Origin of the sequence: Maribacter antarcticus DSM 21422 (assembly GCF_000621125.1) — a bacterium.
Lineage (GTDB): Bacteria > Bacteroidota > Bacteroidia > Flavobacteriales > Flavobacteriaceae > Maribacter > Maribacter antarcticus.
On the sequence record NZ_JHZC01000020.1, the window covers coordinates 33,270 to 59,020 of the forward strand.

Genomic DNA, 25,751 nt, shown 5'->3' on the forward strand with positions numbered 1-25,751 from the left:
ACTGGCAAAGGTTGCTCTTCATTCTTGTAAAGAGCATATCATTTTATAATAAATGACTATCATTTTGGTAATTTACGATACAAACCTGGGGTAGTACCCTCGAGCCTATTGAAAAAGCGTGTAAGATTATTGGCTTCACTAAAATGTAGAACGTCTGCAATTTCAGAAATAGTTTTATTGGAATAACTTAATTCCATTTTAATTTCCTGCAGTAATCTAAAATGGATAATTTCTTTAGAAGTACAAACAAAGTACGCTTTTGTAAGCTTATTTAATTGCTGTCTGGAGGTGTTCAGAATTTTACAGTAGGCAGCTACAGAATGTAATTTCCGGATATGTAACTCTAACTTTTCTTTAAACCTGTAAGCAGTTGAACTTCCTTGCGTTTCTGGCGAAAGATTGTAATGTTTTGAGAATAGCCTGTTTATTTTTGATAAATAGAAATATAAAAGAGACCTGATAATATGAATGCTATCATTTTGAAAATCATTTATTTCAGATATGATTTCATTTAATATAAATTGAATTTTATTATATTCTCTTTTTGGTAGCTGTAAGTATTGCGGGTATTTTGAATTGTAAAAGTATTGAAGTCTATATACAAACAGTTTGTCGTCAAAAAAATCAGATAAGAAATCATTTTGAAAAACAAGATGAAAGCCTTTAATATCTGAAAGGTCTATTTCACATCTTTTTTTTTGGTACGGTGAAATAAAAAATATGGAGTTTTCTCTAATATTTAATCTATCTCCATTTAACTCAATATACCCTTTTGCTTTTTCAAAAATGAAAATTTCAAAAAAGTCAGTAGAATGAAGGGAATTTTCAAAAAATACGGTAGGATTTGTTTCGAATTTGTGCAAATCCATTAGGAGTTTAAATCCATATTTTTCTTTTTCAAAATGAAATGTGATCAAATTTTAATTCTTTTTGTTTGTGGTTTTTTATATGATTTGCAACGGTCTTGTGTATGAAACGTAGCATATAAAAAGACACTAACTTTTCGGATAAACACAGAGCAGAATTTTTATATTTTGTTTTTATCTTTTCTATTTTAAAAGCCAAATTAAAAATTTGGAGGTACTTTAAAAATAAGCACAAACCTTTCGGTTTAGCTCTTACTAGCTATGTTTCATACACGGTGTTCTATGCCGTTTTTCTTTTCATTTTTAAATAGTAGATAGGAATATACTATTGGTATGATAGAGATTATTCCTGTTATAATTAAAAATAGTGTAAAATTCGGCTGTTTGTCTAATATCAAACTTGACAGAACAACAATAATTCCACCTATAAACCACATCTTTCCGCCTAATTTATGTGTCTCTTTCCAAACTGTTTCATTTTCGAGAGTCCAAGGCGTTCTAATTCCTATGAAGTAATTTGCTTTTATTGTTTTAAAATAATTACCTAGAATAATATATAATACACCTATTAATAATACAATATAATTTGGATTAGCGAAAGATTGGTTTTTGGCTGAATATATTATAAACAAAGCTAGAACAGACATAAAAGTTGTCATCAAAACTTTTAGAGTTTGAAGTTTGTTCCCCATTTTATTTAGTTTGTTTTTAGGGTCAATTTTTGGAATGACCAAAAAGATAATATACACAAGAAAAGGTAGGAGAAAAGGAATTAGTAACAGTTCTGTTTTTTCTCCATATCTATCTATTTCACCTTTGATATTCCAATGCATAGGAACTTTTTCAGGTAATTGGTTCCATACATATGCTAAATAAATAAAAGGGAGTAATACAATTACAATTAATGGAATTTCTTTTTTAAGTTTCATGTTTTATTTTTTTAATGTTAGTATCCAGTTTATTAAATCTTCCAATATGCTCGTATTTAAAGAGTATTCTACAAATTGTCCTTTTTTCTCACTTGTTATCAAATCTGCTCTTTTTAGAATTTCAAGGTGGTGAGAAATACTAGGTTTTGAAATATTGAATTTATCTGCAATTTCTCCAGCATTCATATCTCTTTCTTTTAATAATTCTACAATCTTCCTTCTTGTTTCATCATTAAGAGCTTTAAATAGTAAATTCATTTCAGTTATTTAGTTATTTAGATAAATATCTAAATATTATTTCAAATGACCAAATGTTTTCGGATTTCAAATGGCATAGAACGCTTATTATAAGAATAGTAAGGGATTAAAAGGCACTTACTTTCAGGTTTTGGGGACTTTGTTAATATGCACAAATTTTTGATTTAGCACTTAACCCGTATTATTTTTATACTTTGTTAGCAATAGTATTTTGTTTTTCCCATTTTTTGATAATAACAAACCATATAACAACTATAACACCTGAAATTATTAGTTTTTCAGTTCCATCAATTCCGTTTTTGATTAAAGCATTAAACATCATAATTTGGATAATCATATGAAAACAAGCACCAGCAATTATTGACTTTGTCGATTCAACTACTTGTCCAATTCCCCAACTCCCAAGAATCATCATTGCCAAAAAGAAAAAGTTATCCCCAATAGTTGCTTTGGTCAAGAATGTCAAATGCCACAAGTACCACATAAATCCAATTACTAAATATTTTTGCCAAGTTTTAAGTGTTTTTAATTCTTCTTGTAAATAGCCTCTCCATCCATATTCCTCCATTATGCAATAGAGTAAAGTTCCAATTACAGCAATGAATCCATAAATATGCGAGTCCATTTCAAAGTCATTTTTCACTCCAATTATTGTTAAAATTATGATTGGAATAACGATCATTATGAGACTTTTCGGTTTTGATGTGCCAAATATGGTTATTTCCGTTTTCTTGTTCTTTTTTAAAAAATAAATGGCTATTAATGCACCAATAAATACTCCTATTCCTTCAAGAAAAACAACAGTCAGCACAAAAATCCAAGTTGGTAATTTCTCCAATTCTAGTTTGAATTCGAAAATATCGAACCTGAAAACATTAGAGATTGTAGTCGCAATGATAAAAAAAATCAAGATTCTTTTCCAACTGATTCTATTATGTTTGATTTCGTTTTTCATATTATTGCTAATGCCAAAGCTATTAGTAGTGCGGGAGCAGAGCAGTACTCATCTTCCTTACTTTACACGTAGCTAAAGCAGTTTTTTGTGTTTATTTTTTGCTTTAAATGCCAAATCAAACTGTTTTGGCGGACCTCCTAAAAATACGCAAACCTTTTGATATTGACCAAGCCCCGCATTACGTATAGGTCTTGTTAGCGGTTTTATATAATCCGAACCAAACGCTAAAAGACAAACCATTACTATATTACCCTTAGATTTTGCCGTTTTTAACATGCAGCGATACACCTAAGCAGACATAAAAAAAATTAAGAGGTATAGCAGGTTTATAAATACGGGCAAGCCACAAGTCCGTCCGCATATCGATTGCGCAACCGTTGCGTTGTGGCGGCAAAAAGGGAATACCCCGAAAGCTGCTCTATTTTTAGAGCCTAGGCCACACTTAAAAGGATAAACCAATGAAACTGGTACCGTATATTTTTTGTTGCTCTGATAAACGTTCTACTTGCGAAATGAGTAAGTCTTTTATAAGGTAAGCAGCCAAAAAGGGAAAGCCCCGAAAATTATCTTATTTCTTACCACATATTACCGCTTACGGTTGGGCTAAGGTTCGTTGCTGTGATTCATCCGAAGGACAATCCAGCCGAACCTAAAGATAGCTTTTTGCACGTAATTTCCGTTTAGGAAATCCGCAAGCAATGAATTTTAGCCATTGATAGCTTCAGTTTTTTTATCAGTGCAGTTACTCTTACAATTTCACAATTTTTTATTCTAATATCAAAATGTTCGATACTTCGTATCTAAATATTGATTTGCTTCCTCTTCTTCAAATTTGGCAGCTGCACTATTCCAATGTAATGTTTGATTTGGAAAACGACCAGCAAGGACTCCAAGCAAAATTGTTTCTGTCAACCGAGATGCATAAGAAAATGGCGCGGTACATTTATCTTTTCCCAAACATGCATCAATGAATTGATGATAATGTTTGGGTGCTTCCACCGCATAATCTCTGACGGGTTCTTCTAAGTTAAATTTTGAAATATCGATGTCTTGATATTTTCCATTGACAATTAATTTTGGCATCAATTGAAAGTGAGGTAAATACAATCTCCCTTTCTCGCCAATAAACATGGCCCCTTGATCATGAAGCATTTCATCATTTGGTAATTTCAAATCTTCATGTGGAGCAGGAGCTTCTCCATCTGACCAAATCCAAGTGTGATTTTCGGTAGTATATTTTGTTCCAGGAAATTGATAAGTAACTTCACTTTTTTCTGGAAAACCAAACCCATTAGGTGCTCTACATTTATTAGTAATCGTTTTTGGAACGTCTAATTGTAAAGCATTATAAGGCGTATCAAAAATATGAACACCCATATCACCAAGTGTACTACAACCATAGTCTAATAGGTTTCTCCATTTTCCAGGATGGTAAATTTCTTCTTTATAAGGTCTTTTGGGGGCAGTTCCCAACCAAAGATTCCAATCTAAATGTGCTGGAACTGAATCTTCCCCTTCAGGTGCGGGGCCATATCCCCAATTCCTTGGAGTCCAAGCTCTGACGGTACTTACTTTTCCAATGATGCCATCTTGAATCAAAAGTGTTGCTAGTTTATAATCATAAAAAGAATGAACTTGGATACCCATTTGAGTAATTAAGCTTTTTTCTTTTGCTATTTTTTGCATTGCTCTAGCTTCTGATACCTTATGAGCCAACGGTTTTTGACAATAAACTGCCTTCCCTAATTCCATTGCCATCATCGAAGCAGGTGCGTGAGTATGGTCTGGAGTGGAAACAATTACAGCATCTACTTCCCCTTCCATTTCTTTTAAGAGCTTGCGATAATCCTTGTATATTTTTGCTTGTGGAAAAAGTACTTTTGCTGCTTCTAAATTATTTGCATCGACATCACACAAGGCAGCTACATCGACTAATTGATGAGAAGCAATTGCTTGTAAGTCTTCCATACCCATTCCTCCGACTCCAATGTGTGCGGTGCGTATTCTTTTGATCTTATTAGTCGCATTAGCTATTTTGTTAACACCACATGAAGGAAAAAGGGTAATGCCAGTTGTGAAGACGGCCACTTTTTTTAGAAATTCTCTTTTTTTCATTTTTTGTTGATTTTATTCTCGAACACCAAAATAGTTACTCCATTTAGGGGGTTATTCAACTTTAAATTATCTTTTTTTGTCCAAATTGCTATTGGTTCATCGGAGTTTGTCATTTTTGTTTTTTCTAATAAAAGCTAACGGTTAGGCTATGGTTAGTACGGGAATTAAAAGTGCTGAACTTTCGAACTAGCAGTTAGCAAAATCTTTTTATTTTGTTTTATCTTTTTTATTCTAAAGCCAAATTAAAAAATTTGGCGGACTTTGTAAATAAACACTAAACTTTGGGTTAAACACCAAACCCCGTATTAATTATAGCCATTGTTGCCAGTAGTTTTTATTTCCGATAGTGCTTTTTCCGTTTTCTCTTTCAACCCCACTTCACCATCTATTCTCAAGACATTACATTTGAGTGATTCAATCCAGGCATTATGAACTTTTAAAGACCTTCCATTAAAATCAGGGTTTTCATATTGATTAGCCCATTCGAGAAATGCTTTTGAATCGTTTTGAGTTTTTTTGTCCGTTAATAGTTTTTCACCATAGCGTTCAGTTTCTCGATTCTCAAGTCGTTTTATTCTGTCGTTATTGTTCAAGTGAATGAATATTGCTAAATCAAATGATTTTTCCCATTCTTTTCCCCAACTAACCATTGAACCACTTACTATGATATTTTCAAACTTTTTAAAATCGACTTTCAGATTATCATTTCGTTTTTTTAAAGATAATTTTTCTTGAAAGGGTGGTTCAGTCTTTTTCCAATAATAATCATCAACATCCAGATGCTTAAAATCTGTCTTTTTTTCAATTTCCTTTCCTAAAGTTGTAGTTCCAGAACCTGACGCACCAAAGATCAAAATTTTCATTATAATTATCTATATTTCTCGGTTTAGTCTAATTACTGGCAACGGTTTGTATATGAAAAGTAGCGGATTGTGACGCACTAAATTTTCAAACCATTACTGACTTTAAATTTATGAAATTGCTTTTAACTAGACACTTAAACCGCTATTTTTTATATACTGTGTTGTAACACGTTATTCTTGTATTGAATAACTACTTAAGGTTCCATCAACTTTAAATCCCATTTTGGAGTAAATTCTTTCACCAGATTCTGACGCTACTAAAACAACAGTATTGCTTCGGTTATTAAAAGCTTCGCATATCAACTTGGTAGTCATGATTTTTCCCAATCCACGCCCTCTATATTCAGGGATTGTCCCAATCATATGGATGCCAGAAACTTTATTTTCATCTAAAAAAATGATGCCACAGCTCACTGAAGAACCATTATGACTGCCTAAATACAACCTGATTTTTGAATCAAAATCAAGTAAAGAGATTATTGTCTTTGGGTAAATTTCATACCCAAATGATTTGGCAGCAACATTTGCAAATTTAATTGCTTTTGACTTTGTATCTACTCGCTGTATGGTCGGAAAATTATCTTTAGGTTTATGTTCTCTAGATATATTTAAAAACATTCCTTTCACTACTGATGTTTTTTCAAAATTGTGAATTAAAAGCAACTTTTCTGTCAATTCATCTTTAGGTATGCCTAACGATTTTGGTAAAAGCCCGTTTTTTATGTTCACTTTTAGCTGCTCAAAATCTATACGGTTACTATCAATTCCGAAGATTTTACTTGGCCAAGACATATTACTTTGGCAGCTAAACTTGTAACCTCTTTCAGTGGTAAAAAAATCACCTTGTACTCCAATGTATTCCCAAAAATCAAACAAGTGATCTATGCTATAATTAGTCATAATATAAAATTTTTAATTGTTGGAGTAATAATTAAACGTGATGCTTACTATTACTCCATTCTTGAGTTTTATTCTGTTGAAGCTGCAACAAAAGCTGCCGAATCTTCAAAAAATCGATACTCCTTTATTTTTTTATTCTCGATAATGCAAAGCTGAACCCATGAGCTATTGAAAAGCTTGCCAGTTGTTTTGACTTCATGCGAAAAAGTGCCATTTGCCATTACTAAATTGTCTCCTGCGGACGCTATATGATTTACCGTAAAATCTTTTGTATTGAACAAAGAAGTGATGTTATTCAAAAACTGTTTGGCCTCCTCTTTTGTTCTGTAAATACCGTGTAATTGCTCTATTGGACGTTCTTCTTCTTTAACGCTTACGATATAACAATCTGGATGAAATGTGTTTAAAACGTGTTCCATATCTCCATTTTGAAATGCATTAAAGTAAGCTTGTACGACTTCTATATTTGATTTTTTCATTTGTATCATTTTAGTTTAAATTGATTGATTTCTAATCCCATTTATTTTTAGTTGACACGCTATATTTACCACCACCAGTAAAAAATAATGCGATGCCAAAAAGAGTGTAAATAAATAATGGACCCATTTCCCAGCCGCCAAAACCATTAAGTTTTAGCAGGTTTGGAAGTTGCACCAATAATGTCGCTACGAAGCAATTAGTTGCGAATATTAGTCCGGCTAGTTTTGTTCTATACCCGATAATAATTAGAATAGGAGCAATGATTTCTCCAAGATAAACGCCATAGCCTAAAAATGATGGCAGTCCGTATTGGGCTATTTGGTCTGAAATAAAATCAATTCCAAATCTCAATTTGCTGATTCCGTAAATGAGCATTGTAAATGCAATACTTACTCTTATAAGTACTATTCCGAGGTCTTGTTTTGTGTTTTTCATATCTATAGTTTAAAAGTTACATTTTATAAAAAGCCCGTAATTTTGGAGTGTTTTTACTCCTCCTGTAAATTGATCTAGATTGACTGCTATTCCTGTGATAAGGTTTTCTTTTTGAATCCCAATTCTAAATTGTTGTATCCCTCTATTTACTATTTCAAAATCGGTATTTACAATTACAAATAGATTTAGATAAGCCTTAATGTCTTTACTCAAAACGGGGGTGTAATTCAGTATCAAATTTTGTTCAAGTGTAAACCCATTTTGATAGGTGCTGCCAATCGCATAGCTCAACTTAAAACTGGATGCCGAAAATTTGTATTGCGTGGTTAGAGTAGCAAATGAACCAGGGTTTTTAGCGCCTAACGCAGCATTGACTTGAATGTGTTTATTGAAATGGAAAGACACCATATTTCTAATAAAATAGATGTCGTTTGTTTCATTGGTATATTCTGTGTCAAAGTAGGATACATTATTTATAGACCATTTATCGTTAAAACGATGCGCTACAAAATGTTGATAGGTAAGTGACCTATGGCCGAACAGCAATTCTGGAGAGAAACCAACCTCTTGTGCATTTGATGCCAAAGCGGAAAATAGGAGAGTAATCGATACACTTATAATTCTTAACATAGCCCAATCTTTTTATTGATAGGACAAAGAAACTGCTATGTTATGTAGGGAATCTTAATGTAGGTTAATAACGACTTATTGCGAAATGTTTTTTCTGAGTTTGCTTAAAAATTCGGGTGTAATACCTAAGTAAGAAGCGATCATATATTGCGGCACACGCTGCTCTATATCTCTATGCTTTGTACGAAAATCAAGGTAATGCTCTTCGGCCGTTTTACTCATGGCATTAATAGTTCGTTCCTGTAATGAAACATAGGCTTTTTCAAATTTGAATCTAAAAAAACGTTCTACTGCTGGGACGTTGTTATACAGATCGTTTAATTTGTCTTTATGTATTTGGAGTACTACGCTATTTTCAATAGCTTGAACAAATTGTTTCGAAGGAGTATTAGTTAGGTAACTGTATAAATCATTAATCCACCAATCTTCTATTCCGAATTGAATGATATGCTCTTTTGTATCTTCATCCATATAATAACTTCTGAGACAGCCGTCTGAAATAAATCTCATATGCGATGAAAGATCACCCTCGTATAAAAGAATTTCTTTCTTTTTTAATTCTACGATAGTAAAACATCCACCAACGATTTCCGCTTCATCGTCTGTAAGTGTTATACTTTTTCTAAAATGCACTATGAGTTTATCAATTGGAGTCATTTCTTTCTCGATATTGTTTTTAATGTGTTACAACGCATTGAATAAACGCCTGTTTTAATGGCGTTTATTTTTTGTTAGGCATAGTTTCTACTACCAGTTTTATATTGTCGTCATATACTCTATCAATTAGTAAATGACGAGGGTCAATAGCTAATTTTGATGGTAGTGAATCAATTTCAAATACGAAAGTCATTTTTGGCTTATTAACTTTTACCCTTTTTTGGAATATTAAATTTTCTTCATCATCATCGGCAAATGCACCAACATCAATCCAATCATTAATTGCAGTTTTCGTTTCGTTTCCTAAGCTATCAGCTTTTACTTTAGAACTTTCAATCTCGAATGTTACTTCATACTTACCATTATCCAATTTTTTGTAATTGGCTTCTTTTAGACGGTTATCGTATAAGGTAATTTCTTTAAACCAATCTGTGATTAGATAATTTAGCGAATCTGGAACTTGAGGTTCTAAATACCTTAAGAAGTCATACGACGTTGGATAAGGTGGCTCTTTATAGCGGTATTCTTCTAAGAAACCTTTCATTGCTAAATTTACTTTATCCTCACCGATGTAATCTTGTAAGGCATATAAAATAACACTGCCTTTTCCATAATGGATATAGCCTTGGTTTTCCACGGTATACAATGGCAACTCTTTAAGACGTTCACCACTGCGCCCTCTTAAGTAGCGATCGTGATCATACTTTAAAAATTCACGCATTTTCATCGGGTTCTCGGTCATATTCTTAATCGTCATTAAAGCGGAATATTCAGAAAAACTTTCACTCATCATCACACTACCTTGCATGTTGGCTCCAATAACTTGATGAGCCCACCATTGGTGTGCCATTTCGTGCGCAATCACAGCATCTACTATGTTATTTCCGGTTTCGTCTTCAAGATTAATAATAAATCCGATCGCTTCAGAATAAGGCATGGTTCCTGGAAATGCTTGTGCGAATGACGCATAACGTGGAAATTCTATAATACGACATTGCTTATGAAAATAAGGTCCAAAGTTTTCCGTGTAATAAGTCAAAGAACGCTCTACAGCATCTAACATCATCTCCACATTTTCAGGATGTTTTTCATCGTAATAGACTTCAATATCAATACCATTCCATTTGCGTTTTGCAATTTCATAATCGCCAGACATAAACGCATAAAAGTTTAAAGATGGAGTATCACTCTTATAATGGTAATAGTCTCTGCCGTTTTCTTCCCATTTTTTAATTAAAGAACCAGGAGCAATAGCTGTTTGGTCTTTACTTGTGGAAATAATGGTTTCCACATTAATATAATCGGATTGTCCATTACTGATATAGTTATTATGATGTAAATCGGAAATTTCCCGTGTTAATTTTGGCATCCGCTCTTTTGGCTCTAGGTCATACTTTTTGCGTGTGTTTTTATCTGAGAGCTCAAAATTTTCAGCATATCCCATTGTTGGTAAAACATCTCCGTTATTAAAAAAGGTTCCGTTATTAATGATGTTTGTATTACCTCTGCCATTTTCAAAACCTTTAGTAAGGTATGTATTGTCAACATGAAGCATAATTTGCTCACCAGGTTGCAATGCAGGACTCAATTTATAGATGGTGTATAAATAGGTGTCATCTTCAAAGACTACGGTTGCATTAGGTATAGTCAATTTGGTGTCCCAGCCTTCAAGATTATAAAAGTGTAGTGAATCAATAGCTTTGTTAGAGGCATTGGTTAACTGAATATCTGCTTTAACATTAATATTCCGTTTTTCAGGAAAAATATCTATATAATATTTCGCATCCGTGATTTTTGGTGATACCACACCTCTGTACGTACTATATTTTTTCTCATAATCAGCAGATAATTGCTCAGTCGCATCACTAGAACGGTAAGGGTTTAATACTTGCGTATTATAATAGATAAAACTCGCAACACCAATCCATACAATTGCCGTTAAGGCTATAATACCGCGGTAACTTTTAGGCACCTCTTTCCGTGCCGTTTTTATACGACTAAATAAAGAGCTTTTCGACCCACGATTCCATAGCGCACCTGCTATGAGTAACCCTAAAAACGACAGTAAAATCCAATAAAAATTAAACCACAAGGCGCTTGTTAATCCTGGCCCGAAGCTATTCATGTCCGAATAGAAAACAGAACCTCCTCCTCCAATATCTAGCATATTGGTGGAAATATCTAAAATACTTAAGACAATTTCCCATACTAAGAGTACCAATACAGATATAAAATAGCCAATGTATTTATTACTAGACAGCACTTGAATCATAATCATAATGCCAGCAAAGACAATATAAAGCGCCAGATTAGAATAAAAGAAATCTAAGAGGTAAACATCTAATTCTATACGTGTAAAGCCATTAAGTAATTGATAGATAATTGCAATAAAAATAAAGAAGAGATTTAAAATTGTAGTAATACAAATTAATGATAAGGCTTTTGCAGCCATAGAAATAAAAGAGGTATGTGCAGTTGCGTCTACAACTTCATTAATCTTAGAATCTCTATCGCGCCAAATTAATTCACCACTAAAAAATATCAGAATAATGACTGTAAACAGGTTTGTATTTCCCTTTATAGAATCAATGAGTTTATAGGTTAAAGGATAGGATTGTAAACCAAAATATTCAAAACCTCCACTTAAATCCGCAACTAAAATGATAATACAAAAAAGAAATAATATCTTAAAGGTGACACTTTTTGCAATGCTTAAAAAGTTGGTGTAAAAGAAACTTTTAAATTGAAGCCAATTCGCAGCAGCACCATACGTTGGATTTAACGTTGGAAGTGCAAATACAGTTTCGTCTTTTGCGACTTTACCTTTTGGCTTCTTTACTTTCTTATTTTTCTGCTGGAACGAGAAACTAAAGTACGAAATCAGTAAAATAATAATACCCACAGACGTCCAAAGGATTCGGTTCCAAAATAAAAGGCCAGAAAACCCAGGACTGATGGTATTTTTTTCTATTGGAGTAAAATATTTAGTTTCAATAGAGTAGGTGTTAATTCCAAATATATCTGATAAACCAGCGATGGTTTCATTATCTACATCAGACATTAAAGAGCCAGAAACTATATAAGCTACAATAATAACTAAACCTCCAACAAATGAAATAATAGTACTCTTCCATTTGTTTGCCATGGCAAAAATAACGGCTCCGGCAAGGAACATATTAGGTAAAATAAATAAGAGGTAATTATTCACGAAGGTTTCAAGGTAAAATGGACCAAAGCGTTCTACATCGATCCATCCGAAAATAGAATTCATAGCAGTTCCTAGCAGCATGCCAATAAAAACGCCTGTTAATGGTAATGTTGAGACGACTAAAGCTCCTAAAAAGCGCCCAAAAAAGTAGCCTGGTTTGCTTAAGGGTGTTGTAAATAAGATTTCGTTAAATTCACTATTATGGTCGCGTAAAGCTGCATTATTGAAAAAGGCTACAGCCATTAGAAGACTAAAAACACAAAAGACAGTGATATGTACAGTCATTGTATATGGCGAGTTGCGATACACATTACCAATGGCTCCTCCAATTTGTACGTTATCACTAACGGTTGCAAAGAATTCCATTAATGCCAAGATGAATATGAAAATATACACCATCGGTTGCTTAAGGGTATATTTTAATTCTGATGAAAAGAATGTTTTAAACATGATTAAAATGGTTAGGGTTGATTAAACAAGTACGTTAGACGTGTTGATTTTAGAAAAGAAGACATCCTCTAAATTAGGTCTCACTTGTTCAAATCCGTTTTGCGGATGCTCTTCACTAAATACATGAATAAGGGGCAGTCCACCTACCATTTTATTTGAAATGATTTTATAGTCGTTAGCATAATTTTGAAGTTCGTCTCTGTCAACTATTTTTTGAAATACTTTAGAGCTTAATTCGTCAATTGCCGATTGTGGAGACCCGTGATACACGATTTCTCCTAAATTCATAATCGCCATCTTGGTACATAATTCTCTTACATCATCAACGATATGTGTGGATAGAATGACAATAACGTCTTTACCAACATCTGCCAATAAGTTATAAAAACGATTACGCTCTCCAGGGTCTAGACCCGCTGTTGGCTCATCAACAATGATTAATTTAGGATTACCGATTAAGGCTTGTGCAATCCCAACACGCTGTTTCATTCCTCCAGAAAACCCTTTTACAGATTTGTTTCGTTTATCGTAAAGGTTCACCTTGTTTAATAAGTACTTCACCAATTCTTTACGTTCAGACGTATTGGTAATTCCTTTTAAAATGGCGAGATGTGTTAATAATTGTTCTGCTGTAATACGAGGATACACACCAAATTCTTGTGGCAAGTAGCCTAAAACTTTTCGCAGTTCTGCAGGTTGGTTTAAAATATCAATATCATCTAAAGTCGCAGTACCAGAATCTGCTTCTTGCAGTGTGGCAAGCGTTCGCATTAGCGAGGATTTACCAGCCCCGTTTGGACCTAATAGTCCGAACATGCCGTTTTCTAATTCTAGATTAACATCAACTAAGGCTTTGACACCATTAGGATAGGTTTTTGATAAGTTTTTGATAGTTAATTTATGCATCGTTTATTCTCTTTTTTGATTAGGCGATTGAGAGAGTGATTTGTTACAATTTATTATGCCTAACGTTAAAATATATGATTAGTAGCCGTAAATAAGCGACTGCTTTCGTATTAAAAACTAAATTATTAAACAGACAATAGCCTTTAAAACAAGCACGACACAGGCTATTAATTAGATACAGTGTTGTGCGCAATTAATTATGAAAGTAGGACAAAAAGTAGTTTGCATAAATGACGAATGTGGATGGTTAGATGGTGAAAAGAAGTTAGTTAAGGGCGAAATATATACTGTATTATGGGTAAGTGAAAAAGATGTTCAGGTTATACATAATGATGCTAGATGGGATAAATCTCGTTTTCGTCCTATAGATACAGAATGGGGTGAGGAATTATTACGAAAGATTTCAAAAAGTGAATTGGTTTGTGTTTAATTGCGCACAACGGTTAGTATATGAAAAGTAGGGCAGTTGGTAAGTATTTAACTTTCCGTAAAGCAAGAAGCCATATTTTTAATTTTTTCTTAGCTTTATTATGAGCTACAATACAAATTAAAAACATGGCGACCCCGTAAATAAGCCCAAGCCATTGGTCAAGCAATAATCGTCCTATTTTTTAGATACATTGTTAGCAAAAGTTTTTGTCCAACCAATTCCAATCTGATATCCAGATTGAGCTTTGTCCTTAATAAAAGGTAGAAATGTAGTAAGTCCAATGCTATTAGAATTATTAATCTTGTATTTTGGTGAAAAAGAAAATCCATAAGTAAAGAAAACTTCATTATTGGAATAATCTCGTTCGAAACCTATGGTTTCATTTACCAAAGTACCTTTTGTATGGGCATAACTTAAACCAATGGGTACTTCAAAATTTAATTGGACTTTATTAAAATTTAACGAATACCCAAAATTAACAGTTGGTATTAATCGCATATCAATATCATCTACTAAATAAGCATTTCGTTCTGATTCTCCTTTAAAATCGAAATAGGCAGTTAGAGCAAAAGAAATCGTAAAATAATTTGTTTTATTAGACAGCGGTACGATAAATTTGCTGTAGCCTCCGTAATATAATGATTCATCGCCTGCTCCCAATACACCTACTTCTAAAGAGTTGTTGTTGGTTTTTTGAGCGTATAGCGTGTTACTGATAGATATCAAACCGATAATTGTAATTATTCTAATTACTGAATACATAGTCTAATCCTTTTTTAAATATTGTATGTGCAGAACCCGTATGTCCGCTTTTTTCTATTAATTCACTTTTATGCTTAAAATTCGGATAGTTTCTATTGTCTATACGCTCATTCATTTCCTCAAAAGACGCCAGCATAACTCCTCCTTCTAAGGTTCCCATTCCATTATAAAATGTTACATCTAAGTCAATGTTTTCATTTGCATAATTCTGTTCATATTCGAATATAACACCTGAATCGTACCAATATGATGTGCCACTTGCAATAAATTTATTGAATGGGTTATCTTGCCTATTTTGTGCCATAACATACTGTGTGAATAACCCACCAAAAGAATGCCCAATTAGTGTTTTATTATTTGAGGGGTCTAAATTATATCTTGATTCAAGTTCAGGTATCAGTTCTTCTTTAATAAACTGATAAAAGTTATTAGCACCTCCAGTACCGTGATCATAAGATGTTGGCGTATAATCTCGATTCCTATTTTTATTGTTTCCAATAGATATTAAAATAGAAGGTGGCATACTTCCGTTCTGAGTTTTATCGGAAATTAGATTTGCTATAGCATTGAATCGAGTATCACCATCTAAACCAATTATCAATTGATTGGAAGAATCATTGGAATAATTTTCTGGTAAATAAACATAAATAGGATAGCTATCCTTACTAATGTTTGATTGTAAACTAAATTCTTCGATAACTCCAATGATCTCTAAATTGTCATCATTTGAGCAACTCAAAAGTATAGGTAGAAATAAAAGATAAATAAATTTCATAATTCAAAGTTTGCCACAAAGGTGAAACAACTCTAAGTCATAAAACTTATTTCAAATCAATAAACGAATTTACTTTTTTAGATATTCCTTTTTTACTCTGCTATAAGATTCAGGTGTCATACTTAAGTAATTTGCAATTAATTTTTGAGGTATTTCTTCTATGAATACTTTAGATTTTTCAATTGTTTTTAGAAATAATTCATACTTTTTAAAGACATCTTTGTGTTGCAAGAGTAAAGACCTTTTTTCACGCTCTAAATGCACTTGTTCAAATAGCTTAGTGTAGATGTAGCAAAAAGGTTGGCTTTTTAATAGTAATTTTTCAATATCTTGTTTTTTAAAATAAAGAATTTCTACATCAGTCATTGCCTTTTGTATTTGATTTGAAGGCGAGTTTTCTATATAACTAGTGAAATTGTTAAAACCCATACCGGAAAGCGAAAAATCAATTGTAAACAGCTCCCCTTCAATTATTACGTACTGATGAACAAAGCCTTTAATTAATAAACTAGTTTTTGTTTCAACTTGACCAATATCTAGAATAATTTCTCCCTTTTTGTATTTTTTCTTTTTTAAAATTTCAGCTATGGGCTTAAATTCCAATTCTGTAAGAGGGTACACAGGATTTAAAAAGCTATATAAAATATTTTCTTCTTTTGAGAAAGCTTTATTCATTTGTAGGTAGGTTGCTTAAATTTTTGCTCACGTTAAGTGTATATTGCGTTTCTTATCGACTTTTTTTAGCCGATACAAGACATGCAATTATACATATTGTTAGGCATAGTTTTTTAATCCTCAATTTCGACTATCATATATATTGAAGCTGCAATATTATGAGGTACACTTACTCCAACTGCTGTACGAGTGTGTTTTCCAATTTCTCCAAATACTTCAACAACAAAATCGGAAGCAATATTCATAGCATCAGCTTGTTCAGTATTTTCCGAAGTAGAATTTACTAATCCGTGAATTGCAACAATACTGGTTACTTTATCTAGCGAACTAATAGTTTTAATTGCTGCTAAACAACCTATGGCACAAAGTTTAGTAGCGCATTTGCTTTCTTCTAAACTTAAATCCTTTCCAAGTCTGCCTTTTTTTATGATTCCATTCTCTACTAGAATCTGTCAAGCAACATAAATCAAGTTACCAGTACGTTTTGCTGGGATATGATTTGCAACAGGCTTTGGAACTTCTGGTGATTGAATTCCCAATTCGATTAATTTTGGTTCTATTTCACGCTTTTAATCTTTGAATTTTTTTTTGAAAAAGGTACCACCATAGGGACTTCTTTTTGGTATATTTCATATTCTTCTCCAATATATTTACGAAGGTCTTTTTCTTCTAAATATTTTACAGCTATTAGAATATATAAAGTCGTAACTAAGGTAAATAATAAATGTCCAACCGTCATAGTAGGTGTTGCCCAAAAGGCGATTATAAATCCTAACATAATGGGATGTCTCACAATTTTATATAAATAGTTAGTTTGAAATTTGGGGTTAGGAGTTTGTTTGTTCTTTAGATTATCAATAATCTGTGCTAGACCAAAAAGTTCGAAATGATTTATCATAAATGTTGATAGAAGAACAATTAGCCAACCTAGAAAGAAGATTCCTGTTAGAATATCAATAGCAATTTTACTATTGGTTTCCCATACAGTAATGGTGATTGGTTGCCATTGCCAATAAATTAACATTAGAGCCAAACTTGATAAAAGTATATAAGTACTTCGTTCCATTGCTGGACTAATGATAGTTGTAAACCATTTTTTAAATGCTGGTCGAGCCATTATACTATGTTGTAAAGCGAATACGCTTAATAAAACAACATTGATTAATATGGAAGAAAACAAGGTTGTCTCTGTCCCAGAATCTATAGATTTTGGGACAAGGATATTACCTATAAAACCAATTGCATACATAAAAGCAACTAGAAAAACACAATAGGCTAAAATTCCGTAAAGTAAGATGATTGATTTTTTCATAATTTATATTTTAGTTTGTAATTCTAAAGTCCGCATTTAAGGTAATGGGAGTTCCTTTTTTTACAGTTTGATAAACGATGCAACTATTTTTCGCTCCTTTTATTAAGGTACTCAAGAGCTTTTTGTTTGTGTTTTTGGCAATTAGTAAAGCATCAATATGCATAGATTGAAATTCAACAGGAATTGATTTATCAATCATCAATGTGCCTCTTACATCAACTTGTGCATTTGCTCGTATTTTTGTTTCAATGAGTTCTACTCCCAATTTATTTGAAATCATTCTAATGGTACTTTCAAAGCAAGATGCTAACGATGCACATAATAAATCGCCTGCATTTGGAAAATCGTGATCACCACCAACTGCTTTATGAACTCCAATTTTGAATGGAATTTTCATTGTATCATTGATGGAAACTGTTGTTCTAAAAGGGTCTTGTAGATTTATTCCTATGACCTCTGCGGAATCAGTAATCCAAGCAGTTACAGGATATTTTTGATACTTTTCGTGAAGAATTAAATGTCTTTGATGAACTAAGGAGCTATTTTTTATGGATTTTAACTGACTTTGCATGATATTAGTTTTTATAATTAACTAATACAAAGGACAGGTTTTATGTTTTTTTTAGGATTTCTTAAAAGTCCAAAAAGTGTTCTTAAAAGTTCAATTAAATTTCCTTTTGGAGTGCTCTGAATTTATTGGGAGTTAGGTTTGCTTTCTTTTTAAAAGCTTGAATAAAATGCGAAATGTTTTTAAACCCACATTCGTATCCTATTTCACTTACAGTTAGGTTAGTTCCTAGCAACAGGGTTTTGGAGTGGTCTAATCTTTTATCGATTAACCACCTACTTGGTGTCGTGTTAAAACATTTTTTGAACTCACGTTTAAAGGAAGATAAACTTTTACCACAAAGTTTGGCAAAATCAGCTATTTGCAACTCGTATTGAAAATTTTCTGTCATAATATTTTCAATATTAGATTTGGCATTTTGCGTTATTGAATTGAAGAAAAATAGCAGTTCGTTATTATTTGAATTGAGCACTATATTAAAGAGTAATTCTTTAAATTTAATTTCCACTAGTTCTTTCGGAATTTCTTCCCCTTGCTTTAAATAATGAAAGATGCTTTCTATTAATGTTTTAAATACAGCATTTGTAGTAATTTCGAAAATTTGAGTATGCTCTTTCTGATGATTTAATTCTCTTTTAAATGAGGGATTTTCGGTAATAAACCTTTTGATGAATTTATCGTTGATAAAGAAAAGCATTACACAATAATCACTTTCTAGATATTGCTTTGTTGTATAAACCCCTTTTCTTACAAACAGCGTGTCTCCTGCTGTAAGTTTATGTGTTTTATTTGAGGTAATCCAATCTTTTCTACCACTTACAACATATGTTATTAAGTGATTCTCAATCCATAGTTGATATTCTTCAATATTAAGAGGACATTTATATTCTACGAATAAGAAATCATTCCCAACAAGCTTGTTGAATTTCGGATGATTTTTAAAGTACTCGTATGCGTTAATCACTATGTTGATTTCAATTTTTAATTATGTCTAACGTTTAGTATAAGAAACGTAGGGCAATAAATAAGCACTATGTTTCGGTTTCTAACTTAGCTAAATATAAATATTTTGCTTTTATATTTTTTCGTAAAGACCAAATTTTATATTTAGCGGACTTTGTAAATAGACACAGAACTTTGGAGTTAACACAAAAGCCCTATGTTTTTTATACATTGTTGGCAGTAGTATTTTAATTTCTCAACAATTTCATTCAGATGGTTTAGAAAACTTATTTCTAAAGTTAAAAGCTACTTGTGATGAACCGTTTTTTTGTAAATAATCTAACTTTTTAACTGCCTCTTGAATTGTAGGAAATTCTCCTTTAGGTATCCACCACATTGCTGTATAAACCTTACCGTAAGAATGAAACCATTCTTTTCTTTTTTTTAAAAAATCTGTATGAAAAGTTTTGTACACAAACATTTCTAACGACTCAATTGTTTCCCATAGAGATACATTTATAATAACCTGTTCATCATTATAAGGATTGAAGTTAGTTGCGTCATTATTCTCATCTTTCAATCTCCAGACAAAACCTTTGGTATTTTCAGCTAAATCATTAACTCTGTCTAAGTTGTCTACAAACTCTTTCATAATCGGGTCATCAATATTTACTCCTTTCATTCGAGCAATATTAATTTCTGCAATTTGGTATTTTTTTATCATTTTTTTACAAAGTGTCTTTTATATTAAAGTGAAATATGTTGGCTGTAGTTTATTCCAATATATGAGTTAATTTTGTTTCATGATTATTTAAATAGGTAACGACAAATTTCAGTTTTTGACTTTCTGAATTATTATTAAAATGGATTATTGTTTTTTCAGCAGGCTCAATAAATGCTTCCCCTTTCTTTAATACTATTGCTTTTTCTCCTTCAATTTGAAAGAGGCATTCTCCAGATATAATATATCCAATAACTATACAAGGGTGTTTATGTTTAAGAGCTTTAAAACCTTCTTTAAATTCTATTTCAGTCGTTTTTATATTAGAAAAACATTGTGTTTCAATATTTGATTCTTGTAAATTCTTTCGAGTAATGACTTTTTGTGAAAATGAATTATAATTGGTTAAAAAGAGAACAATAATTATTAAATAATGCTTCATGAAAACTATATTTATAGATTTTGACAAAGATATTTTCAATTATTTTATTATTCATTGACCTAGGTTAACTTCTTAAGTCGACTTAAAGATTCTGGTTTAATTCCTAAATAAGAAGCAATTTGATATTGAGGAATTAGTTGTTCTATATTAGGGTAATTTTTCAGTAAAAACTCATATCGTTCTCGAGCAGTATCCATTAAAAGAGTCGTTTCTCTTTTACATTTTCGAATGAATAAAGTCTCAGATATTAATTTACTTAATTTATAAAATTCAGAATCTGTATTTAAAAGTTTTTGATAGTTTGAACTTGATAAATAATATACTGTTGAATTAGATAACGCTTGTATATAACCTTTAGTGGGAGTTTGTGTAATAAAGCTAGTATATGAGCTCATATATGTTTTAGGCATGTAGAAGTCAATGTTAAATTCGGTACCATTCTTTATTATGTAAGAACGAAATATTCCATTATTTACTAACGCAATAAATGAACATACTTTTCCTGGTTGTATTAATAAATCATTTTTTTGATAATCGGTTTTTTCGACATGATTTTCCAATAAGTCTAAATTTTCCTTTTTTAGATTGATTGAATTCGTGATTTGATTTCTAAATTCGTTCATTTTTTTTATTACTGCCAACGGCTAAGCTATAGGTAATGCGGGAGCAGCGCAGTACTCATTTTCCTTATTTTACACTTAGCTAAAGCAGTTTTTTTGTGTTTATTTTTGTTCTAAATCCCAAATCAAACTGTTTTGGCGTACCTCCTAAAAATACACAAACCTTTTGATATTGACCAAGCCCCGCATTACGTATAGGTCTTGTTAGCGGTTTTATGTAACCCGAACCAAACGCTAAAAGACAAGCTATTCCTATATTACCTGTAGATTTTGCCGCTTATAACATGCTGCGATTCACCTAAGCAGACATCAAAAAAATTAATAGGTATAGAAGGTTTAAGAATACCAGCAAGCCACAAGTCCGTCCGCATATCGATTGCGCAACACTTGCGTTTTGGCGGCAAAAGGGAAAACCCCAAAAGCTGTTCTATTTTTAAAGGCTAGGGCACACTTAAAAGAGAAACAAATGAAATTGGTACCGTAGATTTGTTGTTGCACTGATAAACGTTCTGTTTGCGAAATGAGTAGGTCTCTTATAGGGTAAGCAGCAAAAAAGGGAAAGCCCCGATGATTATCTTACTTCTTACCACATATTACTGCTAACGGTTTGTGTATGGTTAGTTGCGATTGTCTAGCAACTAATTTAGTAAAAGGAAACCGAACGTTTGGGAAATCCGTAGGATTTTCCGAGTACATACAGACCTAAGCAATTAATTATACACTTTGTTAGCGATTGTCGGCTTCTTTTCTAATGTTACGCTAAACAGTTCTTCTTTCTTATTTCTTCCTTTCAGTTCTATCTCTCCTTTAGAGCTATATTGATAGTTAGAATGGGGTAATAATTCTTTAATTGCACCTGAGATCAGTAGGTCAGATTTTAATTCCTTACAAAGACTTTGAATTCTAGCGGCCGTATTTAAGACATCCCCCGTAAATACGATTTCTTTTTTTAAGGCTCCAATTTCTCCAATAGTGACTTCACCGAAATGAATCCCTGCTTTGAATCCAATTTCAAAGCCAAATTCATGAAATAAAACTTCTTTTTGTTCATTGAGATGATCGCGTATGTCAAAGAAGCATTTGATGCAGCTTGACTGGTTAATCCCCTTGCCAGGTTTCCATGAAATCACGACTTCATCTCCTATGTACTGGTAGACTTCACCGAATGAATTGATGATGGAGTCTGACATAATACTGTAATAGGTGTCCAGTAATTTGAAGTATTTTACGTGGCCTAGAGTTTCGGCTATTGTAGTCGAAGATTTCATGTCTAGGAACATGAAAATCCGCTTTTCAATTTTGGGTTGGTGGTATTTCCCGGAAAAAAAATTTAAAAGCACCTGATGTCCTAAGTTTTCACTTATAGCTGAATATATCAAACTAACCATAAGCTTTACAGACAACTGAAATAAGGTGATAAGGAAAGAGATACTTATTAGGAATCTACCCAATTTTTGCCAAGCATCAACTTCTAGCAAACTTATGCCTGTTTCGAGCGTAGATGCCACAGGAAATAAGAGGACTATAATGATAATTAATAAGGTAAGGTAGATTAAGAATTTGTAAAAAAGCTTGGCACTCAGTGATTGGTTTGAGAATCTCTTTTCTAAATAAACCACTTCTAAAACCCCTACAATAAGTCCAACCAGGACATTCGCCAGGCTAGCAAAAATCAGCACTGGGATGGTGTAGGAAATACCAGTATCTGGATTGAGGATTTGGTTATGTGTTACATCGAACACTGTTATATCAATTATCCATCCAATCAATAACCAGATAATCGCAAAGGGAGTAATCCTTGAAATGTTTCTTTTCGCTTTTGGAGTTATTTTCACGTTATGTTGACAATGTTAGGTTAAATGTAAGGAATGATGATTTATTATCGCTAACGGTTTTGTATGTGAAAAGTAGCGCTGAAAATAAGCGATAATTTTCGGATGAAACACAAGCCGAATTTTCAAATTTTACTAATTATTTTATTTTTGGAAATTTGTCAAATTTAAAAATTTGGCGACTTCCTAAAAATGCCCGAACCCGGCGTGTTAGCAAAGACTCGCGCTATTTTTTATATACGTTGTTGTGCTTTCGTTATTTTTTTAATCTTTTAATTTCTTTATCAATTTCGGTTATAACTGTAATAGTTTTTTCCAACATCATATATGAGTAATTCTGAAAGTTTTCGTTTTCAGCTGTAATATGGGATAATGTATTCAGGAATTCTGTGTCTCCTTTCAAGTCATTATAATTGTTCGGTATTTTATGGTCAATATCTTTTGTTGTAAAAAGCCTTTTATTCAGCATATTGTATGTGTTCGAGTAAACCTCACTTTTTAAATCTCTGATGTGTGAATTAACTAAATACGTCTCATCATATAATTCAATAATTTGTTTTCTTAATGAATCGTTTTTTATCGAGTGAAGACCTTTCGATTTAAGTGTTTCATATGCCATTTGTTGAGGAAAAAATATTTGATATCGATTAATATTTCCAAAACTAAATTGAAGTGAATCATTAAAGGTTGAATTATTATCTTTCAATAAAGAAAGAATGTGTTGATTTCCTGTAATTATTATTGAGTCTCTCGAAATCAAATTATCTATCTTGATTTTATTATTAGCAATGTCGTTATAAAGACCGGATAATATTTCCAATTCCAAGTTAGACTCTTTTCTGTTTTCATTCCAATTATTAATTGATAGCGCAATTAAAATTCCAATAACAACAAGGATTATTTCTCCAATTGCATAAAGTAAATACTTGCTGAATTTGTTTTCAGTCAGCATTTTTTGTCTAATTTTTCTAAAGAATTTTATCATTGGTTAGCGGTTTCTGATAATGAAGCACAACGATTAGTGTATGAGTAGTAAGGGAATAAATACACAATAATTTTCAGTTTAGCACTTAGACAAATTTGCAATTTTACTGTCACCCTTTTTCATTTAACCGTCAAATTGCAAATTTGGGGAACTTTGTAAATAAGTACTAACTTTCAGTTTAGCACATAACCCTTATTACTTATACACGCTGTTAGCCACTGGCTTTTCCTTTATATTCTTATTGTACTAATATAAGTCCAAATAATAAATAATATTTGTAAAGGTATCCTAAACCATAAATACATCATACCGTTACCATCAAGTGTTCCTTTTTGGAGATTTACGTTGTTCATAGCAGCATATATATTAGCAGGTAACATTAATAGAAGAAAAATTATAAGTGTCCATCCAGATACCATTTTAAGTTTAGGAATTAGTAAACCTATTGCTAATAGAATTTCAAAAACTCCAGTTAAGTAAACAAAAATTTCTTTAAAAGGAATAAACTTAGGAATCATCATTGACATTCCTTTTGTAAATGCAAAATGACCAATAGCAGTAAACACAAGCATTATGGACATTGCAATTCTTGCTGAAAATGCAAATTCATATTCTTTTTTGATAATTTTAATAACTAAAAGAGAGATTGTAAAACTTAATAAAAGTACAATTAGTGGTTTCATATTTTTTTCTAAATTATTTGAATACAAAGGTTGTAAAAGAAGAAATAAAAATAATGAACCCAAGTTAATTAATCCGTTTTCTTATTCTACTCAATGCTTGTGGTGTAACACCAATATATGAGGCGATATATTTTAATGGAATTTGTTGTAATAATTTAGGACGGTCAATGAATAAGCTCAAGTATCGTTCTTCTGCTGTTTTATTTAATAAGGAAATCTCTCTCTTTGATTTTATTAAAAATATATTTTCAGCCATTTTTCGACCAATAATATTTCCATTACTTGTTTTTTGATAAACTTCTTCTAAGTCTTTTTTTGAAATCCGCCATAAAACACTTTCTGTTAAGGTTTCAATTTGGTATTCAGAAGGCATTTGTGATAAAAAAGAATCATAGCCTGTAACAAACTCATTTTCAAATAGAAAGCCAAAAGTTAAGTCAGATTCTACTCTTGGAATATAAAGCCTGATTATTCCTTTTGAAATAAAGTATAAATAATTTTCAGTTTTACCGACTTTTAATAGAGGAGTATTTCTGTCAAGTTTTATTTCTTGTAATTTTGAAGAGAAAAACTCCCAATCAGAATTGTTCATTGGAGAAATATTGTCAATAAATTTTCTAATTTCATCCATTTTTTTGCTTGTGGCTAACGTATTTGTATAAGATTAGTTGCGTGGTTATAGTCATTAACTTACTAAATAAAACAAGAAACAGAGGAAATTCAGAAGATATTTCCAAGTAGGCAGGAACCAAGCAATTGATTATACACGTTGTTGTGCTTTCGTTATTTTTTAATATATTTTTCTAAAGATTTTCATTCTTTTAATTTTTCACCCAAAATTTTTAATATTTCTGTAGCGTTGGTATTGTAATCTTTTAGTCTACCTAAATAATATTTTGAGTAAATTAAGTGTTTGTCACTTTTGGTACGATACTCATCACTCTCAAAAATATAGGTAACTAACTCCTTGTTGTAGGTTCTTCGCTCAAAAACAGACCATTCTACAAACCAATCATATTTTTGGAAATCATCAGTTGTTTCAATTGTAATATCTAACAACATTTTATTCACATCTGGGAATATTGCATCGTAGTCTTTATAAAAAGCATCTATTTTAAAAGAAAGCGAGTCTACCTTATTGCTTTGGTCTGTGTTAAGTGATTTCAATAAGTGATAACCCGTTTCTAAATTTTGAAAAGAATCTGCATCAGCAACATCAATTCTACACTTTTCACAATTGGCATAATTGGATTCATTGATGGTATCATAATACGATATTGGTATGTTGCGGTCAATAATATCAGTCAACCTGTTGTTCTTTTGTAAATAAAGTTCAATCTTTTGAGAGACAT

General features: G+C 32.0%; 29 protein-coding genes. 1 reads left to right on the forward strand and 28 read right to left on the reverse strand.

Features of this window, described 5'->3' with window-relative positions:
• Nucleotides 1-59: 59 nt before the first annotated feature.
• The 13 genes from Q360_RS0115055 to Q360_RS0115130 form a co-directional block, all read right to left on the reverse strand.
• Nucleotides 60-869, reverse strand: coding sequence for an AraC family transcriptional regulator (locus Q360_RS0115055; RefSeq protein ID WP_036196122.1), 810 nt, complete (start codon nt 867-869; stop codon nt 60-62).
• Nucleotides 870-1,132: 263 nt separating this feature from the next.
• Nucleotides 1,133-1,795, reverse strand: a complete 663-nt coding sequence (locus Q360_RS0115060; protein WP_027077819.1) for an SdpI family protein — start codon at nt 1,793-1,795, stop codon at nt 1,133-1,135.
• A 3-nt stretch (nt 1,796-1,798) separates the two neighbouring features.
• Nucleotides 1,799-2,053, reverse strand: coding sequence for an autorepressor SdpR family transcription factor (locus Q360_RS0115065; protein WP_027077820.1), 255 nt, complete (start codon nt 2,051-2,053; stop codon nt 1,799-1,801).
• A gap of 187 nt (nt 2,054-2,240) precedes the next feature.
• A complete protein-coding gene (locus tag Q360_RS0115070; RefSeq protein ID WP_027077821.1) occupies nt 2,241-3,008 on the reverse strand; it encodes a CPBP family intramembrane glutamic endopeptidase in 768 nt (255 codons plus the stop codon).
• Nucleotides 3,009-3,785: 777 nt separating this feature from the next.
• Nucleotides 3,786-5,123 carry a Gfo/Idh/MocA family protein gene (locus tag Q360_RS0115085; protein ID WP_027077823.1) on the reverse strand — a complete coding sequence of 446 codons (1,338 nt, stop codon included), beginning with the start codon at nt 5,121-5,123 and terminating at the stop codon, nt 3,786-3,788.
• A 305-nt stretch (nt 5,124-5,428) separates the two neighbouring features.
• Nucleotides 5,429-5,986 (reverse strand): AAA family ATPase, encoded by a 558-nt coding sequence (locus Q360_RS0115095; protein WP_027077824.1) that lies wholly within the window; start codon nt 5,984-5,986, stop codon nt 5,429-5,431.
• 171 nt (nt 5,987-6,157) lie between these two features.
• A complete protein-coding gene (locus Q360_RS24815; RefSeq protein WP_169734661.1) occupies nt 6,158-6,862 on the reverse strand; it encodes a GNAT family N-acetyltransferase in 705 nt (234 codons plus the stop codon).
• Nucleotides 6,863-6,954: 92 nt separating this feature from the next.
• Complete coding sequence (locus Q360_RS23525; protein WP_051554752.1) at nt 6,955-7,365, reverse strand: nuclear transport factor 2 family protein; 411 nt, start codon at nt 7,363-7,365, stop codon at nt 6,955-6,957.
• Nucleotides 7,366-7,396: 31 nt separating this feature from the next.
• A complete protein-coding gene (locus Q360_RS0115110; RefSeq protein WP_027077826.1) occupies nt 7,397-7,801 on the reverse strand; it encodes a DoxX family protein in 405 nt (134 codons plus the stop codon).
• Between the two features lie 9 nt (nt 7,802-7,810).
• Nucleotides 7,811-8,431: a hypothetical protein gene (locus Q360_RS0115115; RefSeq protein WP_051554753.1), complete on the reverse strand. Its 621-nt coding sequence runs from the start codon at nt 8,429-8,431 to the stop codon at nt 7,811-7,813.
• A gap of 75 nt (nt 8,432-8,506) precedes the next feature.
• Nucleotides 8,507-9,088 (reverse strand): Crp/Fnr family transcriptional regulator, encoded by a 582-nt coding sequence (locus tag Q360_RS0115120; protein ID WP_027077828.1) that lies wholly within the window; start codon nt 9,086-9,088, stop codon nt 8,507-8,509.
• 64 nt (nt 9,089-9,152) lie between these two features.
• Nucleotides 9,153-12,746, reverse strand: a complete 3,594-nt coding sequence (locus tag Q360_RS0115125) for a M1 family aminopeptidase (protein WP_027077829.1) — start codon at nt 12,744-12,746, stop codon at nt 9,153-9,155.
• Between the two features lie 21 nt (nt 12,747-12,767).
• Nucleotides 12,768-13,652, reverse strand: a complete 885-nt coding sequence (locus Q360_RS0115130; protein ID WP_027077830.1) for an ABC transporter ATP-binding protein — start codon at nt 13,650-13,652, stop codon at nt 12,768-12,770.
• Nucleotides 13,653-13,851: 199 nt separating this feature from the next.
• Here Q360_RS0115130 and Q360_RS0115135 point away from each other — a divergent pair, with 199 nt between their 5' ends.
• A complete protein-coding gene (locus Q360_RS0115135) occupies nt 13,852-14,082 on the forward strand; it encodes a hypothetical protein (protein ID WP_027077831.1) in 231 nt (76 codons plus the stop codon).
• A gap of 174 nt (nt 14,083-14,256) precedes the next feature.
• Here Q360_RS0115135 and Q360_RS0115145 read toward each other — a convergent pair whose 3' ends face one another.
• The 15 genes from Q360_RS0115145 to Q360_RS26175 form a co-directional block, all read right to left on the reverse strand.
• Entirely contained in the window at nt 14,257-14,844 is a 588-nt protein-coding gene (locus tag Q360_RS0115145) for a hypothetical protein (RefSeq protein ID WP_027077832.1), read from the reverse strand.
• Nucleotides 14,828-15,583, reverse strand: coding sequence for an alpha/beta hydrolase (locus Q360_RS0115150; RefSeq protein ID WP_245603272.1), 756 nt, complete (start codon nt 15,581-15,583; stop codon nt 14,828-14,830). The genes Q360_RS0115145 and Q360_RS0115150 overlap by 17 nt, the downstream gene beginning before the upstream one ends.
• 105 nt (nt 15,584-15,688) lie before the next feature.
• Nucleotides 15,689-16,294, reverse strand: coding sequence for a Crp/Fnr family transcriptional regulator (locus Q360_RS0115155; protein ID WP_027077834.1), 606 nt, complete (start codon nt 16,292-16,294; stop codon nt 15,689-15,691).
• A gap of 113 nt (nt 16,295-16,407) precedes the next feature.
• Nucleotides 16,408-16,743: a RidA family protein gene (locus Q360_RS25360; RefSeq protein ID WP_084273468.1), complete on the reverse strand. Its 336-nt coding sequence runs from the start codon at nt 16,741-16,743 to the stop codon at nt 16,408-16,410.
• 107 nt (nt 16,744-16,850) lie between these two features.
• Nucleotides 16,851-17,606, reverse strand: coding sequence for a methanethiol S-methyltransferase (gene mddA / locus Q360_RS0115165; RefSeq protein ID WP_027077835.1), 756 nt, complete (start codon nt 17,604-17,606; stop codon nt 16,851-16,853).
• A 10-nt stretch (nt 17,607-17,616) separates the two neighbouring features.
• A complete protein-coding gene (locus tag Q360_RS0115170) occupies nt 17,617-18,177 on the reverse strand; it encodes an OsmC family protein (RefSeq protein WP_027077836.1) in 561 nt (186 codons plus the stop codon).
• A gap of 94 nt (nt 18,178-18,271) precedes the next feature.
• On the reverse strand, nt 18,272-19,138 hold the full coding sequence (locus tag Q360_RS0115175) for an AraC family transcriptional regulator (protein ID WP_027077837.1): 867 nt from the start codon (nt 19,136-19,138) through the stop codon (nt 18,272-18,274).
• A 243-nt stretch (nt 19,139-19,381) separates the two neighbouring features.
• Nucleotides 19,382-19,840, reverse strand: coding sequence for a DUF3291 domain-containing protein (locus Q360_RS0115180; RefSeq protein ID WP_036196125.1), 459 nt, complete (start codon nt 19,838-19,840; stop codon nt 19,382-19,384).
• 49 nt (nt 19,841-19,889) lie between these two features.
• Nucleotides 19,890-20,279, reverse strand: coding sequence for a cupin domain-containing protein (locus Q360_RS0115185; protein WP_084273469.1), 390 nt, complete (start codon nt 20,277-20,279; stop codon nt 19,890-19,892).
• Nucleotides 20,280-20,338: 59 nt separating this feature from the next.
• Nucleotides 20,339-20,902 carry a Crp/Fnr family transcriptional regulator gene (locus Q360_RS0115190; RefSeq protein ID WP_084273470.1) on the reverse strand — a complete coding sequence of 188 codons (564 nt, stop codon included), beginning with the start codon at nt 20,900-20,902 and terminating at the stop codon, nt 20,339-20,341.
• A 707-nt stretch (nt 20,903-21,609) separates the two neighbouring features.
• A complete protein-coding gene (locus Q360_RS0115195; RefSeq protein ID WP_027077841.1) occupies nt 21,610-22,734 on the reverse strand; it encodes an adenylate/guanylate cyclase domain-containing protein in 1,125 nt (374 codons plus the stop codon).
• 253 nt (nt 22,735-22,987) lie between these two features.
• The gene (locus Q360_RS24820; RefSeq protein ID WP_051554755.1) at nt 22,988-23,716 is read right to left on the reverse strand and encodes a DUF6090 family protein; all 729 of its coding nucleotides are present in this window, start codon (nt 23,714-23,716) and stop codon (nt 22,988-22,990) included.
• Between the two features lie 230 nt (nt 23,717-23,946).
• Nucleotides 23,947-24,399, reverse strand: coding sequence for a DoxX family protein (locus tag Q360_RS0115205; RefSeq protein ID WP_027077842.1), 453 nt, complete (start codon nt 24,397-24,399; stop codon nt 23,947-23,949).
• 64 nt (nt 24,400-24,463) lie between these two features.
• A complete protein-coding gene (locus tag Q360_RS0115210; protein WP_027077843.1) occupies nt 24,464-25,030 on the reverse strand; it encodes a Crp/Fnr family transcriptional regulator in 567 nt (188 codons plus the stop codon).
• Between the two features lie 182 nt (nt 25,031-25,212).
• A partial coding sequence (locus Q360_RS26175; protein WP_027077844.1) for a hypothetical protein occupies nt 25,213-25,751 on the reverse strand: 539 nt, incomplete at its 5' end.

What these genes read in the sequence shown, in the direction of transcription:
- Q360_RS0115055 (WP_036196122.1), bottom strand. Translation starts at nt 869, where the DNA reads ATGGATTTGCACAAATTCGAAACAAATCCTACCGTATTTTTTGAAAAT.
- Q360_RS0115060 (WP_027077819.1), bottom strand. Translation starts at nt 1,795, where the DNA reads ATGAAACTTAAAAAAGAAATTCCATTAATTGTAATTGTATTACTCCCT.
- Q360_RS0115065 (WP_027077820.1), bottom strand. Translation starts at nt 2,053, where the DNA reads ATGAATTTACTATTTAAAGCTCTTAATGATGAAACAAGAAGGAAGATT.
- Q360_RS0115070 (WP_027077821.1), bottom strand. Translation starts at nt 3,008, where the DNA reads ATGAAAAACGAAATCAAACATAATAGAATCAGTTGGAAAAGAATCTTG.
- Q360_RS0115085 (WP_027077823.1), bottom strand. Translation starts at nt 5,123, where the DNA reads ATGAAAAAAAGAGAATTTCTAAAAAAAGTGGCCGTCTTCACAACTGGC.
- Q360_RS0115095 (WP_027077824.1), bottom strand. Translation starts at nt 5,986, where the DNA reads ATGAAAATTTTGATCTTTGGTGCGTCAGGTTCTGGAACTACAACTTTA.
- Q360_RS23525 (WP_051554752.1), bottom strand. Translation starts at nt 7,365, where the DNA reads ATGAAAAAATCAAATATAGAAGTCGTACAAGCTTACTTTAATGCATTT.
- Q360_RS0115110 (WP_027077826.1), bottom strand. Translation starts at nt 7,801, where the DNA reads ATGAAAAACACAAAACAAGACCTCGGAATAGTACTTATAAGAGTAAGT.
- Q360_RS0115115 (WP_051554753.1), bottom strand. Translation starts at nt 8,431, where the DNA reads ATGTTAAGAATTATAAGTGTATCGATTACTCTCCTATTTTCCGCTTTG.
- Q360_RS0115120 (WP_027077828.1), bottom strand. Translation starts at nt 9,088, where the DNA reads ATGACTCCAATTGATAAACTCATAGTGCATTTTAGAAAAAGTATAACA.
- Q360_RS0115125 (WP_027077829.1), bottom strand. Translation starts at nt 12,746, where the DNA reads ATGTTTAAAACATTCTTTTCATCAGAATTAAAATATACCCTTAAGCAA.
- Q360_RS0115130 (WP_027077830.1), bottom strand. Translation starts at nt 13,652, where the DNA reads ATGCATAAATTAACTATCAAAAACTTATCAAAAACCTATCCTAATGGT.
- Q360_RS0115135 (WP_027077831.1), top strand. Translation starts at nt 13,852, where the DNA reads ATGAAAGTAGGACAAAAAGTAGTTTGCATAAATGACGAATGTGGATGG.
- Q360_RS0115145 (WP_027077832.1), bottom strand. Translation starts at nt 14,844, where the DNA reads ATGTATTCAGTAATTAGAATAATTACAATTATCGGTTTGATATCTATC.
- Q360_RS0115155 (WP_027077834.1), bottom strand. Translation starts at nt 16,294, where the DNA reads ATGAATAAAGCTTTCTCAAAAGAAGAAAATATTTTATATAGCTTTTTA.
- mddA (WP_027077835.1), bottom strand. Translation starts at nt 17,606, where the DNA reads ATGAAAAAATCAATCATCTTACTTTACGGAATTTTAGCCTATTGTGTT.
- Q360_RS0115170 (WP_027077836.1), bottom strand. Translation starts at nt 18,177, where the DNA reads ATGCAAAGTCAGTTAAAATCCATAAAAAATAGCTCCTTAGTTCATCAA.
- Q360_RS0115180 (WP_036196125.1), bottom strand. Translation starts at nt 19,840, where the DNA reads ATGATAAAAAAATACCAAATTGCAGAAATTAATATTGCTCGAATGAAA.
- Q360_RS0115185 (WP_084273469.1), bottom strand. Translation starts at nt 20,279, where the DNA reads ATGAAGCATTATTTAATAATTATTGTTCTCTTTTTAACCAATTATAAT.
- Q360_RS0115190 (WP_084273470.1), bottom strand. Translation starts at nt 20,902, where the DNA reads ATGAACGAATTTAGAAATCAAATCACGAATTCAATCAATCTAAAAAAG.
- Q360_RS24820 (WP_051554755.1), bottom strand. Translation starts at nt 23,716, where the DNA reads ATGATAAAATTCTTTAGAAAAATTAGACAAAAAATGCTGACTGAAAAC.
- Q360_RS0115205 (WP_027077842.1), bottom strand. Translation starts at nt 24,399, where the DNA reads ATGAAACCACTAATTGTACTTTTATTAAGTTTTACAATCTCTCTTTTA.
- Q360_RS0115210 (WP_027077843.1), bottom strand. Translation starts at nt 25,030, where the DNA reads ATGGATGAAATTAGAAAATTTATTGACAATATTTCTCCAATGAACAAT.